The sequence below is a fragment of the Flavobacterium sp. HBTb2-11-1 genome, assembly GCF_009826975.1.
Classification (GTDB): Bacteria; Bacteroidota; Bacteroidia; order Flavobacteriales; family Flavobacteriaceae; genus Flavobacterium.
Map to the genome: position 1 here is coordinate 639,360 of NZ_WUMO01000001.1, position 14,055 is coordinate 653,414.

14 protein-coding genes are annotated in these 14,055 nt (G+C 33.5%); 6 read left to right on the forward strand and 8 right to left on the reverse strand.

Features of this window, described 5'->3' with window-relative positions; genetic code table 11:
* Positions 1-224 precede the first annotated feature (224 nt).
* The 5 genes from GR162_RS02800 to ahcY form a co-directional block, all read right to left on the reverse strand.
* Entirely contained in the window at positions 225-686 is a 462-nt protein-coding gene (locus tag GR162_RS02800; protein ID WP_160780907.1) for a GNAT family N-acetyltransferase, read from the reverse strand.
* Positions 687-690: 4 nt separating this feature from the next.
* The gene (locus GR162_RS02805) at positions 691-1,023 is read right to left on the reverse strand and encodes a multidrug efflux SMR transporter (RefSeq protein ID WP_160780908.1); all 333 of its coding nucleotides are present in this window, start codon (positions 1,021-1,023) and stop codon (positions 691-693) included.
* Positions 1,024-1,075: 52 nt separating this feature from the next.
* Positions 1,076-1,360: a hypothetical protein gene (locus GR162_RS02810; protein ID WP_160780909.1), complete on the reverse strand. Its 285-nt coding sequence runs from the start codon at positions 1,358-1,360 to the stop codon at positions 1,076-1,078.
* A 69-nt stretch (positions 1,361-1,429) separates the two neighbouring features.
* Positions 1,430-3,748, reverse strand: coding sequence for a patatin-like phospholipase family protein (locus GR162_RS02815; RefSeq protein ID WP_160780910.1), 2,319 nt, complete (start codon positions 3,746-3,748; stop codon positions 1,430-1,432).
* 198 nt (positions 3,749-3,946) lie between these two features.
* Positions 3,947-5,263 carry an adenosylhomocysteinase gene (gene ahcY / locus GR162_RS02820; protein ID WP_008466725.1) on the reverse strand — a complete coding sequence of 439 codons (1,317 nt, stop codon included), beginning with the start codon at positions 5,261-5,263 and terminating at the stop codon, positions 3,947-3,949.
* 295 nt (positions 5,264-5,558) lie between these two features.
* Between ahcY and GR162_RS02825 the strand changes: the two genes are divergently transcribed.
* Positions 5,559-6,209 (forward strand): 4'-phosphopantetheinyl transferase superfamily protein, encoded by a 651-nt coding sequence (locus GR162_RS02825; RefSeq protein WP_160780911.1) that lies wholly within the window; start codon positions 5,559-5,561, stop codon positions 6,207-6,209.
* 27 nt (positions 6,210-6,236) lie between these two features.
* On the opposite strand, the gene GR162_RS02830 is transcribed toward GR162_RS02825, so the two are convergent.
* The 3 genes from GR162_RS02830 to GR162_RS02840 form a co-directional block, all read right to left on the reverse strand.
* Positions 6,237-6,635: a group III truncated hemoglobin gene (locus GR162_RS02830; protein WP_160780912.1), complete on the reverse strand. Its 399-nt coding sequence runs from the start codon at positions 6,633-6,635 to the stop codon at positions 6,237-6,239.
* Positions 6,632-6,919 (reverse strand): hypothetical protein, encoded by a 288-nt coding sequence (locus tag GR162_RS02835; protein WP_008466731.1) that lies wholly within the window; start codon positions 6,917-6,919, stop codon positions 6,632-6,634. The genes GR162_RS02830 and GR162_RS02835 overlap by 4 nt, the downstream gene beginning before the upstream one ends.
* 82 nt (positions 6,920-7,001) lie before the next feature.
* Positions 7,002-7,598, reverse strand: coding sequence for a Crp/Fnr family transcriptional regulator (locus GR162_RS02840; protein ID WP_160780913.1), 597 nt, complete (start codon positions 7,596-7,598; stop codon positions 7,002-7,004).
* Positions 7,599-7,692: 94 nt separating this feature from the next.
* Here GR162_RS02840 and GR162_RS02845 point away from each other — a divergent pair, with 94 nt between their 5' ends.
* From GR162_RS02845 to GR162_RS02865, 5 genes are all read left to right on the forward strand, one after another.
* A complete protein-coding gene (locus GR162_RS02845; RefSeq protein ID WP_160780914.1) occupies positions 7,693-8,421 on the forward strand; it encodes a geranylgeranylglyceryl/heptaprenylglyceryl phosphate synthase in 729 nt (242 codons plus the stop codon).
* 20 nt (positions 8,422-8,441) lie between these two features.
* On the forward strand, positions 8,442-9,065 hold the full coding sequence (gene pnuC / locus GR162_RS02850) for a nicotinamide riboside transporter PnuC (RefSeq protein ID WP_160780915.1): 624 nt from the start codon (positions 8,442-8,444) through the stop codon (positions 9,063-9,065).
* A complete protein-coding gene (locus GR162_RS02855; protein WP_160780916.1) occupies positions 9,026-11,140 on the forward strand; it encodes a DUF4301 family protein in 2,115 nt (704 codons plus the stop codon). The genes pnuC and GR162_RS02855 overlap by 40 nt, the downstream gene beginning before the upstream one ends.
* Position 11,141: 1 nt before the next feature.
* On the forward strand, positions 11,142-11,546 hold the full coding sequence (gene arfB, locus GR162_RS02860) for an alternative ribosome rescue aminoacyl-tRNA hydrolase ArfB (RefSeq protein ID WP_160780917.1): 405 nt from the start codon (positions 11,142-11,144) through the stop codon (positions 11,544-11,546).
* Positions 11,547-11,863: 317 nt separating this feature from the next.
* Positions 11,864-14,026 (forward strand): TonB-dependent receptor, encoded by a 2,163-nt coding sequence (locus GR162_RS02865; protein ID WP_160780918.1) that lies wholly within the window; start codon positions 11,864-11,866, stop codon positions 14,024-14,026.
* Positions 14,027-14,055 lie beyond the last annotated feature (29 nt).

Below are 14,055 nucleotides of genomic sequence, written 5' to 3' on the forward strand. Positions count from 1 at the left end.
ATGAAATCCGAAACTTGCGGAGTTTTTTCTAACCGCAAAGAGCGCAATCCCGATAACTATCGGGATACGCAAAGTTCGCGATGTTTTTAATCTCGCAAAGACGCAAAGTCGCAAAGGTCTTTCTCAATTTTGTCTTCCTGAGCGAAGTCGAAGGATCTCAAAGTAAGTCTACAAAGATTATAAACTTAAAAAACTCTGCGGCTCTGCGTCTTTGCGAGATTATATTATAATTTTTTTTCCATCTTAAAGTTAATTAATTCAACGCCTAAACGAATATTTTTTTGTTTGGCTTTTACAGCAAATCCTTTCTTTTCAAAAAATGGTTTTGCTGTTATGCTGATATCTGAAGTTATTATTTCTGAATGATGTTTTCTAGCTTCATTTTCTAATTCGTTTAGAATTTTGTCTGCAATTCCTTGTCGCTGAAAATCTTTATGAATGTAGAAGAAATCAATGTAGTTTCCATCTTTTAATGTCCCGAAACCTACAATTTTGTTTTCGATAATAGCTAATAAAACGAATTGTTTTTCGATTACTTCAATCCAGCGTTCTGTGTTTTTTACGCCAGAAATCCAAGCTTTAATTTGAGCAGAATCATAATCATTTTTGCAAACGGTTTGTATCGTTTCGACATACAATTGCTGCATTTCGTTTAAATCTAATATGGTTGCTTGTTTGAAAATCATAATCTTAATGCGCCACAGTTTTAGAAAAAACATTAATCACAACAACTCCAATTATAATTAAAGCTAACCCAATGATTGCGGGTAAATCAGGGATTTCTTTGAAGAAAACAGCGCCAATTATAGTGATTAAAACGATTCCGACTCCAGACCAAATGGCATAGGCAAAACCGACAGAAATGGTTCTGATGGCAAAACTCAAACAATAAAATGCGCCACAATATCCAATAATGGTAATGATACTTGGGATAAGTTTGGTGAATTCTTCGGACTTTTTTAATGCTGAGGTAGCAATGATTTCGAATAGTATAGCGATAAATAAAAATAAAAAATTCTTCATGATTGTCGTTTTTTACAAAGTTAAGCTTTGTTTAAAACGAAAAGGAATTTAATTATCGAATATGAATTTCTATTTCATTATTTTTTATCTCATCAAAACAATCAATACATAACATTTGGAAATCGGCTTTGGCTTGAAAAACATCAGTCCATTCTTCGCCATTATCAAGAAGCCATTGTTCGCATGCTCCACACCAAGCAATTTGAGGAAGATCTTCTTCGGCTTCTGAATAGTAAAAACCTACTTTTTCTTTAGAGTCAGTTGCCATTGCAATGTGGATACAGCCAAAAGTCATTTCTTTTGTGCCATGTGTTTCACATAAAACTTTTTCAATCATATTTTTTTGTCTTCTTTTATTTTTCCAGGTGTTTTGGATTTCAAACTTAAACTTTTAGGATTAATTCTACTATGGATTAAGTGATAATCCTACGCTGAAAAATAATCTTACTTTGTCAATATTATTGATCCAAGAAGTATCAAAATGAATTGGGCCTAAAATGGACTGGTAGGAAATTGCGGCTCCTCCTGATATTACAAGACTAGTTTCTAAATTATCATCCCAATTTCCTTTTGGATTAAAGGAATGGTTTATATAGTCGTTAAAAGTGTCAAAACCGACAGATGCGATATTGAAGTGAGGGGTGAGGTAAATTTTTCCGGTTAAGTTTATTTGAGACCCAAGTTTGAGTCCCATATATTGTGTAACATTAAGTTCGTCCTCATGGAGCCCTGCAAAGGAGAAACGGTTGTTGCCAGAATTTGGGATAATGCCACCTATAAAATATTTTGCTGCATAGCCAAGTCCTGAAAATGGAAGATCCTCATTTTTAACTTTATCCTGAAAAATAAAATAAGTATCGAATCCTACAATTCCTGTAATTTTCTTTTTTATGGGTAATCTCTTTTCATAGGTTAGGCCCAATTTGGTGTAGCCATTTGTTGAGCCAGAAACGCGTGAAAGGTCTGGGTCGTAAAGTGAGACATCAAGATCGGTTAGAAACGATCGTGCCAAATTTGATTTTATAAAAGTTCCTTCTGTGGCAAAGAAAACTTTATCCATGTCATTATAAGAATAATGCAAGTTGAATTCAATATTGTTAAAGCTGTAGTTATTGATGCTTAAAGAATTGGGATTGTATTCGCGGTCATATTTTGGTTTTAGATTTGTGTAACTGTAGTTTAGTCCAAAACCGACATAACTTTTTAGAGAATTTAAATTTCTGTTTATCTCATTATTGATTTCAAGAGTGTTGTAAAGTATATTGTCTGATGCTTTGCCATTGATATATATTTCCTGGCGTAATAAAGCCCCATAAGCTTCCGACATCCACCACCATTCTCTATGCTGTCCAAAATTTTTCTGATAATTAATTCTTGCTTTTGGCTGTTCAGCGATATCTACGGTTAAGAGAAGACGCGATGCATCTGCAAGGACATTTCTTCCTGTGTAGTTAAAAATTATTCCAACACCTCTGTAAGTGTCATAGTGGATTGAGGTATTTAATTGGTTTTTAGCACGTTCAAAACCGAATAAGGTGATGCCTAATTTGTCTTCGTCTTTAATGAAATAACTATACGTAATCTCATCAAAAAGATTAGTTCCCATGGCTCTGTTAATGCCTGCTATTAAATCTTTGGTAGTATATTTTACATGTGTTTTAAGGTTTGCCCTTCCTACAACAAGAGGCATATTTTCAGGACTTATTTTTTTGTAAACAATTGTATCGAGAACAAACTCATTTGGCATATCGGGCAGTTTATGAGTTCTCTGCTGAAATCCTTTTAACTTTTCTGATAATGCGATTAAAGCGGGAAGATTTTGATTTGTGGCAATTTTACCGTCTTTATAGATTTCGTTGCTATTGGTAAAATCGGCAGTAGAAAAACGAAGATTAGGTAAGTGATCAACCAATATTGTACATAAATCACGATTCGCAGGATTTTTGATGTTACTCGGAAACATACTAGTCTGCATCAATATGGTCATAAGATTGTTAAGCTTATCTACAGGTTCCATTCCGCCACCGACATCACTTCCAATAATAATATCGGCACCCATTTGTTTGGCGACATCAGTAGGAAAATTATTTAATACTCCACCGTCTACCAAAACTGTTTTTCCATAAGGCATTGGTTTGAAGATAGCTGGTAACGACATGCTGGCACGCATGGCGTAAGATAAACTTCCTTTGCTTAAAATAACTTCTTTTCCTTCGACTAAGTCTGTAGCCATAGCTCTGAAAGGAATCGGCAGACTGTCAAAGTCTTTAACATTGTAAACAGGAAAGGTTAATTCGGAAAGATATTCTCTTAAGTTTTGATCATTTAACAAAGAACCAATGCTGTTAAGTTTTCCGTCTTTAACACCTATTCCAACCAAATACCTTTGAAATTCTCTTTTTTCTTCAGCACTTACGGCTCGTAATGATTGGCCTCCGCCTAAGAGTTTATCCCAATAAATATCTTTAGTGATTTTTTCTATACTGTCACCAGAATATCCCATTGCATATAAACCACCTATAATGCTTCCCATACTGTTTCCAACAATAAGATCTGGAACAATATGTAAAGAATCTAGTTTTTGTAAAAGAGGAATATGTGCAATTCCTTTTGCACCGCCGCCGCTTAAGACCAATACGACTTTAGGCTTTTTTTCCTGAGAGAAAAGAAAGTGCGGAAGAGCTAGAAAAAATAAGAAGACAAATAAATAAGATGTTTTTTTCAAGATTACAGTGTTTATGTAGTTGAGAAATAGTAACTTATTTTAATTACTAAAATTAAGGAGTTATTCTTTACAAAGTATATTTTTTATAGAAATCTTTTTTGACCGTTAAAAACAAAACCCGACAAGTTTTAAAACCTGTCGGGTTTGAAATATGTAATTAAAGAAATCTAAAATCAGAAATCTTCAATCTAAAATCAATTAATATCTGTAGTATTCTGGTTTGAATGGACCTTGAACTTCTACACCAATGTAAGCCGCTTGATCTTCTCGTAAAGTTTCTAATTCAACGCCTAATTTAGCTAAGTGTAAAGCAGCAACTTTTTCATCTAAATGTTTTGGTAACATGTAAACTTCATTTTTGTAAGCTGCGCTATTGTTCCATAATTCGATTTGAGCTAAAGTCTGATTTGTAAATGAGTTACTCATTACAAAACTTGGGTGACCTGTAGCACAACCAAGGTTTACTAAACGACCTTCAGCCAAGATGATGATATCTTTTCCAGCAATTGTATATTTATCAACCTGAGGTTTGATTTCGATTTTAGAAGCACCATGGTTTTTGTTTAACCAAGCCATGTCGATTTCGTTGTCAAAGTGCCCGATGTTACAAACAACAGTTTTGTCTTTCATTTTTTCGAAATGACTTCCAACAACGATATCTTTATTTCCTGTAGTTGTAATGATGATATCAGCATTAGCAATCACAGTATCTAATTTTTTAACTTCGTAACCGTCCATTGCAGCTTGTAAAGCACAAATTGGATCGATCTCAGTAACTGTTACGATAGAACCAGCACCTCTAAAAGAAGCAGCAGTTCCTTTTCCTACGTCACCATATCCGCAAACAACTACTCTTTTTCCAGCTAACATTAAGTCAGTTGCACGACGAATAGCATCTACTGCAGATTCTTTACATCCGTATTTGTTATCAAATTTAGATTTAGTAACAGAGTCGTTAATGTTGATAGCAGGCATTGGTAAAGTTCCAGCTTTTACTCTTTCGTAAAGTCTGTGAACACCAGTTGTAGTTTCTTCAGAAAGACCTTTAATTCCAGGAACCAATTCTGGGTAGCGGTCAATAACCATGTTAGTTAAATCTCCACCATCATCAAGAATCATGTTCAATGGTTTTCTGTCTTCGCCAAAGAATAACGTTTGCTCAATACACCAGTCAAATTCTTCTTCATTTAAACCTTTCCAAGCGTACACAGAAATTCCAGCGGCAGCAATTGCAGCAGCAGCCTGATCCTGAGTAGAGAAAATGTTACAAGAAGACCAAGTAACTTCTGCACCAAGAGCAATTAAAGTTTCGATCAAAACAGCAGTTTGAATCGTCATGTGCAAACATCCAGCAATACGAGCACCTTTTAATGGTTGTTCGTCTTTGTATTCAGCACGAAGTGCCATCAAACCTGGCATTTCAGCTTCAGCTAGTTCAATTTCTTTTCTTCCCCAAGCCGCTAGAGAAATGTCTTTTACTTTATAAGCCACATAAGGCGTAGTTGTAGTACTCATTTATAGTATATTTGTATATTGTAAAATTTTTGCAAATTTACGTAATAGGTTTTTAATTTTACTAATTTCTGTAAGATTTGTGAAATCTTTAATTTCTTAATCTCTAGAATGTTAATCTAAAAATCGTTTTTAACCGTATAAGTGATGTAAGTTCATTTAAAAAAGATTCGGAAACTATTACCTTTGTTGCGAATTGCTTATATTTACTAATGCATTCTTTAAGCCGCCAGCTATATTTTCTTAAATGGCTTATATGGTTTAAAATTTACCACCAATAATTCATAATTAAAAAGTAATGCCTTTATTTCAGACCATACAATTCAATGCAACTACTAAAATCTTAATTTGGGAAATAACCGAATCTTTTGAGGAATTGTATAACAGAGTAACTTTGAAAGAAAAGACACAGCGTAGATTGGACGGAATGAAGTCGCAGATGCATCAGCGTGCTTTCTTGAGCGTTAGAATGCTGATTCAGGAAATGGGTTTTACAGATAAAGACCTGCATTATGATGAGTTCGGAAAACCGTATTTTGACTGTGATAATCATATCTCAATTACACATTCGTACCATTTTGCGGCGATTATTATAAGCAAAGAAAAGGTTGGAATTGACATGGAATTACAACGAGAGAAAATCCAGAGAATTGCAGACAAGTTTACCGATTATGAATGCACGTATTTAGAACCGAAATCTACAGAAGAATACATAAAAAAACTTACCGTAATCTGGGGAGCCAAAGAGGCAATCTTTAAAATAAGAAATGAAAAAGGTATAAGTTTTAAAGACCATATCAATGTAAATAACTTCTCTTTAGGAGAAACCCAAACGCAGGCAAGTCTTCATTTTGATGATTTAGTTAAAGATTTTGATGTACATTATCAGGAAGTCAAATCTGATAATTTTGATGGAACTTTTACTTTGGTTTATGCTTTTGAGAAATAGATTTTAGTCTCAGTCTCAGTTTTTAGTTTAAACTTCACTTTCTTTTTGTCTGTGCTGAAACATGCTCATGTATAGAAAAGTACTCATTTTACGTGCGCGTCTTTTTAGTGTTTCAGCGTTTTCTCCTTCAAAATATTCGTCAATAGTCTGGAACCAATGATTTAACCAGATTCCGAATTCATTTGGTGTAATTTTTTCATCAAAATGAGCATCAACTTCATTATGAACAGCATGCGGATTTCCTTTGTATTTGCGAACGCCAAATAGATTAGTTTCCCAAAAGTCAGTCAGTTTTTCGAGATGCGCATCCCAATCAGAAATCATTTCATTAAAATAAAAGCCGATTTCTCGATCGGCTCTTATTTTAGTATAAAACTGATGAACCAAAAAGGAAACATCGGCTCTATTTTCTATTTGTTTTTTCATAGAATAAAACTATTCAAAAGTATAAAGAACAAACTTAAAGATGCACTTAGCATTATAAGATTGAAAACTACTTTGTGTTTCATTTGTGCTAAGATAGATGTATTTGCGAAAACGCAAGCTAAAACAATGATTCCTAGCTGAATCATTTGCGGAATAGAAGTTCCGTTGGCTAAAACATACATGGCTGCAGCGCCTCCTAAACAGCTTTGTCCGATTACTGCCATTGCAGCAGAGCCCATATAATTTCTATTGAAAATGTCGAATGTTGTTTGATATAGTGTCATGATATTCAGTTTTTTATATCAACAAAATTACAGCTACAATAGTACTCCATTTTATGATTAAAATCATAAAACGAGATTTTTTTTATCTGTATACTTTTCGGTTAATAATCTTCAACTCACCTTTTTTTTCCAATGCTTTTATCGTTCTTATAACCGTTTCTACACGTAAACCAGTTAAATCGCCGATTTGTTGTCTGGTAAAATTTATGAGATAACCATTTTTATCTTTTTGAAAATTGAAATAAGCGATTCCGTGATCAATCAGTTTTAATACGCGATGTTCGGGTTCGTGTGTAGAAATTTCTGCTGCCATAATCGATTTATAATACAATCTCTGCGCTAGATTTTCGATTATTTTGATGCTCACTTTTGGGTTATCTTCTAAAAGCTTCATGAAGTTTTCTTTCAGAAGAATAAAAATTTCGGTATTTTCTACAGCAATTGCATTTGCTGGATATTTTTGATTTAAAAATAATGGTGGCTCGCCAAAAGATTGCCCGTTATAAAAAATACCTTGTATAAATTCACGTCCATCATCATTATAATTGCTCATTTTTACCTCGCCAGAAATAATTTGGTAATAATGCAGGGGCAGATTTCCTTCTTCGAAAATAATATCATTTTTATCAAATGATTTTTTTATAACTCCATACTTTTCTAGTAATTCAACTGTAATCATAATGTGTTATTTATATTGTCAAAAGACGTTGAACAAATATAATTCATTCAAAATAGTTCTTCTGCATTAAAAATCTTTTACTTTTACACCTCGTATGCAAGAACAAATTCTTACTATTAGACAACAGATTTTAGAAGCTAAAAGCAATGGCCAAAAATTACTGGCAGTGCTTTTGGATCCTGATAAAATTGTATTGGAAAATATCAATCATTTAATTGAGAAAATTAACCAATCGCCTGCAACTCATATTTTTGTTGGAGGTAGCATTGTTCAGAATACTATTTTAGAAGAATTAATTACTGCATTAAAACAAAAAACAAATCTACCAGTTATTTTATTTCCTGGCGATCCTTCTCAGATTTCACCAAAAGCCGATGGTATTTTGTTTCTGTCTTTATTGTCTGGCCGAAATCCAGATTATTTGATTGAATATCAAGTTCAAGCCGCCCCAATTCTTAAAAAAACTAATCTTGAAGTTATTTCTACAGGATATATTTTAATAGAAAGCGGTAACGAAACTGCCGTTGCCCGTGTAAGTAAAACAAAACCTTTAAGTCGTGAAAATCTTGATTTGGTTTTGGCGACAGCTCAGGCGGGAGAAATGCTAGGAAATCAACTGATTTATTTAGAAGCGGGAAGCGGTGCAAAACAGTCTGTTCCGACAGAAATGATTGAGCTTGTTGCTCAAAACATTCAAATTCCTGTTATTGTTGGAGGAGGAATTGTAGATTTGCACGGAATTCAAAAAGCATATAAGGCTGGCGCGGATTTGGTTGTTATCGGAACTGCTTTTGAAAATAACAGTCGTTTTTTTGAGTTATAAATGTTAAATACCACATTTAAATGATAGATTTTTTTCTAAATAGTTACAAAAATGCACCTTTATGGCATATTGCCTTAGAGTTTTTGGTTTTTGTATGTGGAATTTTAAGTGTTTGGTTTGCAAAAAAAGAAAATATCTGGGTGTATCCAACAGGATTAATAGCCACTGTAATATCGGTTTATCTTCTTTACGTTGCAGGTTATATCGGAGACATGATTATTAATGCTTATTTTTCAATAATGAGTATTTACGGTTGGTACGTTTGGGCAAAAGGCGGACCAGTTGATGATAATCTGCCAATTACCCGTACAAATTTTAATGAAAAAATAATTGGAATCTTACTGTTTATTGTGACTGTTTTTGTAGTTTTCGGGATTTATAAATATTTTGATTACGAAATACATCCCGACAATTATGTTGATATGATTTCGTCTGGAATATTTTTTGCGGGAATGTGGTATATGGCCAGAAAAAAAATAGAAAACTGGACACTTTGGATTATTGGTGACATTATTGTTGTGCCTCTCTACGCTTATCGTGGTTTAGGGATGCTGTCACTTCAGTATATAATTTTTACAATTTTGGCTATTTCAGCTTATTTAGAATGGAGAAAGATCTTAGACAGCAAAAAACAACTATCATAAAAATTGCTTTGTTTGGTCCTGAAAGTACAGGAAAAACAACCTTGGCAAAACAGCTTGCAGATTACTACGAAACCGAATGGGTTCCCGAGTTTGCACGCGACTACTTGCAGGAAAAATGGGAGGAGAACAAGCATATTTGTGTAGCCGAAGATATAATGCCAATTGCTTATGGTCAGACTGCATTGGAAAACGAAAAACTGGCAAACGCAAATAAATACTTGTTTTGTGATACCAATTTAATGGTAACCAAAGTGTTTTCTGAAATGTATTATGGTTTTTGTGATCCGCTTTTAAATGAAGCGGCATTAAAACACGAGTACGATTTGTTTTTCCTGACTGATATTGATGTTCCTTGGGAGAAAGACGATATTCGTGACACTCCAGAAGGACGGGAAACGGTATTTTCTGTTTTTAAACAAACTTTAATCGATACAAAAAAGCCTTTTATAACCTTATCTGGCGACAAAGAAACACGTTTAGCAAAAGCAATAGCTATTATTGGTGAACTAACTCTTGCTAAAGAAAAAGGATTTACATCATCAGATTTCGTTCAAATTTACGATAGAGGAATTCCTTTTGAAAAAATTCTAAAACAGATGGAAATTCTTGACAACGGAATTGCAAAAAGCAATTTAGTTAGTCCGGCCACAACTGCTAATGGAATTTTAAGTTTGTCGGAAAATGAGTTCGAAGAAAAAGCGGTTTTTTTTGATGAACAGAAAGAAAACTTAAAAATTAAAAAGTTTGTTCCAGCATCAGGTGCTGCAACTAGGATGTTTAAATTTTTGAATGCATTTTTGAATGATTTTGATATTCAAAAAGAAACTATCAATGCTTATATCAATAGAAGAAAAGATAAAGAACTTGCCATTTTCATCATCGGAATGGATAAGTTTCCTTTCTTCAAAGCTATAGATCAAAAATTACGAGAAATTTATCCTGATTTTGAAACATTTGAAAGGGATTACAAGAATTATTATTTTATAAAATTATTATTATCTCCTGATTATTTCAACTTTGCTAATAAACCAAAAGCGGTATTGCCTTTTCATCGGTACGAAACACACATTGCAACCCCAATTGAAGAGCATTTAAATGAGTGTATACATTATGCTACTTCAAATAAGGTGTCTAATTTACATTTTACCGTTTCAGAAATTCACCAGAATTTGTTTTATGAAGGTGTTGATGAAGTTATAGAAAAAATTGAAGAACCAGCTGGAGTTAAAATTAATATTGGGTATTCGTACCAAAATAAAAGTACAGACTCAATCACTATTGATGAGGAAAACAAATTGGTAAAAGATAAAAATGATAATTTAGTTTTTAGACCAGGCGGACATGGGGCTTTGATTGAAAATCTAAATGATCTTGACGCTGACGTTATCTTCATTAAAAATATAGATAATGTCATTCAGAATCATATTGATAAAATTACATTATATAAAAAAGCACTGGCAGGCGTTTTAATCGAAATACAGCAAAAAGTTTTTTCGTACTTAAAGGCAATTGACCAAAATGAGATTAAAGAAAATCATTTGGCAGATATTGTTTTATTTTTAAAAGAAGAGCTAAATGTTGAAATGAATAATGACTTCAGCAAATTTACTTTTGAAAATAAAATAAGTAAAATTAAGGAGCTTTTAGATAGACCAATACGTGTTTGTGGAATGGTTAAAAATGAAGGAGAACCGGGAGGAGGACCATTTTGGGTAATGAATGATAAAGGGGTGAATTCTCTTCAAATTGTTGAAACTTCTCAAGTAGATTTGACAAGTAAGAAGCAACAGGCAATTTTAGCAGGAGCAACACATTTTAATCCCGTAGATTTGGTTTGCGGTATAAAAAATTACAGAAATGAAAAATTCGATTTACTACAATTTGTAGATCAAAAAGCGGGTTTTATTGTAGAAAAGAGTGTTGATGGGAAAACAGTGAGAAGCTACGAATTACCTGGTTTATGGAATGGATCAATGGCTAATTGGCTGACCGTTTTTGTTGCGGTTCCATTAATTACTTTTAATCCGGTGAAAACGGTAAATGATTTGTTGAAAGCGGCGCATCAACCACAATAATATGGATGTAGACAAAATCATATCAGAATTAAACTTTAAGGCCGTTCGAAGCAGCGGTTCTGGCGGACAAAACGTGAATAAAGTTTCGTCTAAAGTTGTTCTGAATTTTGATCTGAATGCTTCTCAAGCCTTGTCTGATGAAGAAAAATTACTGTTGCAAGAAAATATTTCGGCAAGATTGACTTCTGAAAACATTTTAATTTTAAACTGCGACGAAGACCGAAGCCAACTTAAAAATAAAGAAATTGTAATAAAGCGATTCTTAGAAATTATCAGAAAAGGACTGTATGTGCCAAAAGTAAGAAAGGCTACAAAAGTTCCAAAGGCTGTGATCAAGAAAAGAATTAAAGACAAAAAGAATCTTTCTGACTTGAAGCAATCCCGAAGAAAACCTAACTTGGAGTAAAACCCAATTTTTTAAAATTCCAAATTCCAATAGCAATACTGAAAGATTGTTTTTGGAATTTTTTGTTTTTAGATTTTAAAGACAGCGTATTTTCTTGGAATCTGGAATTTGATTTTTGGAATTTTTAACATTACCTTTGCACTGTCTCAAAGGGGTGCTCTAAATAACGAGCTGAGATCATACCCAAAGAACCTGAGCGAGTAATGTTGCTAAGGGAAAAACGACACTATCGAGCGTGCACACTTTATTTTGTCGGGAAACACATTTATTAATTTAACAAAAGAATAATTCCCCCTTTTATTCGTAATTCTTTACGAATGAAAACTATTTTTCAAGGTGCTTCTAAAGGCACAAAGTTGCAAAGGTTTAAAGGTTCAAAGTTGAACTGTAAACCTATTTTCTTTCTTCTATTTTCTTTCTTCTATTCTCTTTTCTCTTTTGCACAACAGCAAGATTCTACAAAAGTGAATCAGCTTGATGAGGTTTTAGTCTCTGCTGTTCGGGTTACTTCAAAAACTCCTGTGAGTTTTAGTAATATGGATAAAAAGGAAATTAAGTATAGAAATTTAGGTCAGGATATTCCGGTTCTGATGAACTATCTCCCTTCAGTTGTAACTACTTCAGACGCTGGTAACGGTGTTGGTTATACTGGAATCAGAGTACGTGGAAGCGACGCTACACGTGTAAACGTAACCATAAACGGAATTCCGTACAACGATGCAGAAAGTCAGGGAACTTTTTGGGTAAATATGCCCGATTTTGCTTCTTCTGTAGAAAGTCTTCAATTGCAGCGAGGAGTTGGAACATCAACAAATGGAGCAGGAGCATTTGGTGCTAGTTTAAATTTATTAACAGATAGTTATGCCAATAAAGCAACTGGCGAAATTTCAAGTTCTGCGGGATCTTTTAATACTTTTAAAAACACAGTAAAGTTTAGTACAGGTTTATTGAATGATCATTTTGAAATTGCGGGACGTTTGTCTACCATAAAATCTCATGGATTTATTGATCGAGCAAGTTCAGATTTAAAATCATATTTCTTGCAAGGGACTTATGTTGGAAAAACAACTTTAATCAAAGCATTGGTTTTTGGAGGAACTGAAAAAACGTATCAATCTTGGAATGGAATTGATGGCGAAACTTTAAATAAAGATCGCACTTTCAATTCGGCAGGAATGTATACTGACGAAGCAGGAAATGTGCGTTTTTACGATAATGAAACTGATAATTACAATCAAGATCATTATCAATTGCACTGGAGTGAATCTATTTCTGATAAATGGAGTACAAACCTAGCATTTCATTATACGAAAGGAAAAGGATATTACGAAAATTATAAAGAAGATGCAGATATGGCTGATTATAATTTAAATCCTGTTGGAACAGTTACAACTACAGATCTAGTGCGTCAAAAATGGTTAGATAATGATTTCTACGGAACTACTTTTTCTGCTAAATATGTAACCGAAAAACTAAATGTTATTTTAGGAGGAGGCTGGAATAAATATGAAGGAGATCATTTCGGAAAAGTAATCTGGGCGAGATACGCTTCACAATCAGAATTAGGAGATCATTATTATGATGATTATTCAGCAAAAACTGATGGTAATATTTTCGCGAAAGCAAATTATCAATTTACAGAAAAATTAAGTTTTTATGGAGATTTGCAATATAGGAGAGTTCGTTACAAAGCCAATAGCGCAGAAACAGGTTTGGTAGATGATACTTTCAATTTCTTCAATCCAAAAGCTGGTTTGAATTATGCTTTCAACGAAAAAAACACTTTATATTTCTCTTACGCAAGAGCAAATCGTGAACCCAACAGAACCGATTACGAAGGCGGAAATGTAAAACCAGAAAAGCTAAATGATTTTGAATTAGGATGGAGATTCAATTCAGAGAAATTTCAATTGAATTCTAATGTGTATTACATGGGATACAAAGACCAGTTGATTTTAACTGGAAGATTAGACGATGTCGGAAATCCGATTCGTGCGAATACAGAGAAAAGTTACCGTTTGGGTTTTGAATTTGATGCAACAATTGCACTTTCTGAAAAATTCACATTAAGACCAAACTTTACTTTAAGCAGCAACAAAAATGTAGATTTAGCTGTTGATGGAGAATATTACGGAACAACCAAAATCGCCTATTCTCCAGAAGTGATTGCAGGAAATGTGATTGTGTATAAACCTATGGAGAGATTGTATCTATCCTTATTGCAAAAATATGTTGGAGAACAATACATGAACAATATTGAACTTCCGGCAGCTAAATTGGCCGATTATTTTGTAAACGACTTTAATGCATCTTATGAAATAAAACCCAAAACGATTTTTCAATCAATCACAATTACAGCTTTAGTAAATAATATTTTCGATAAAAAATATGTTTCAAACGGAGCGATGTGGGATGTTTATCCGTACTATTATCCACAAGCAGGAACAAATTTCTTAATTGGTTTGAGTTTGAAATTCTAATGAAACTAAGACACACAAAAAAGCCTGAA

What these genes read in the sequence shown, in the direction of transcription:
- GR162_RS02800 (WP_160780907.1), bottom strand. Translation starts at nt 686, where the DNA reads ATGATTTTCAAACAAGCAACCATATTAGATTTAAACGAAATGCAGCAA.
- GR162_RS02805 (WP_160780908.1), bottom strand. Translation starts at nt 1,023, where the DNA reads ATGAAGAATTTTTTATTTTTATTTATCGCTATACTATTCGAAATCATT.
- GR162_RS02810 (WP_160780909.1), bottom strand. Translation starts at nt 1,360, where the DNA reads ATGATTGAAAAAGTTTTATGTGAAACACATGGCACAAAAGAAATGACT.
- ahcY (WP_008466725.1), bottom strand. Translation starts at nt 5,263, where the DNA reads ATGAGTACTACAACTACGCCTTATGTGGCTTATAAAGTAAAAGACATT.
- GR162_RS02825 (WP_160780911.1), top strand. Translation starts at nt 5,559, where the DNA reads ATGCCTTTATTTCAGACCATACAATTCAATGCAACTACTAAAATCTTA.
- GR162_RS02830 (WP_160780912.1), bottom strand. Translation starts at nt 6,635, where the DNA reads ATGAAAAAACAAATAGAAAATAGAGCCGATGTTTCCTTTTTGGTTCAT.
- GR162_RS02835 (WP_008466731.1), bottom strand. Translation starts at nt 6,919, where the DNA reads ATGACACTATATCAAACAACATTCGACATTTTCAATAGAAATTATATG.
- GR162_RS02840 (WP_160780913.1), bottom strand. Translation starts at nt 7,598, where the DNA reads ATGATTACAGTTGAATTACTAGAAAAGTATGGAGTTATAAAAAAATCA.
- GR162_RS02845 (WP_160780914.1), top strand. Translation starts at nt 7,693, where the DNA reads ATGCAAGAACAAATTCTTACTATTAGACAACAGATTTTAGAAGCTAAA.
- pnuC (WP_160780915.1), top strand. Translation starts at nt 8,442, where the DNA reads ATGATAGATTTTTTTCTAAATAGTTACAAAAATGCACCTTTATGGCAT.
- GR162_RS02855 (WP_160780916.1), top strand. Translation starts at nt 9,026, where the DNA reads ATGGAGAAAGATCTTAGACAGCAAAAAACAACTATCATAAAAATTGCT.
- arfB (WP_160780917.1), top strand. Translation starts at nt 11,142, where the DNA reads ATGGATGTAGACAAAATCATATCAGAATTAAACTTTAAGGCCGTTCGA.
- GR162_RS02865 (WP_160780918.1), top strand. Translation starts at nt 11,864, where the DNA reads ATGAAAACTATTTTTCAAGGTGCTTCTAAAGGCACAAAGTTGCAAAGG.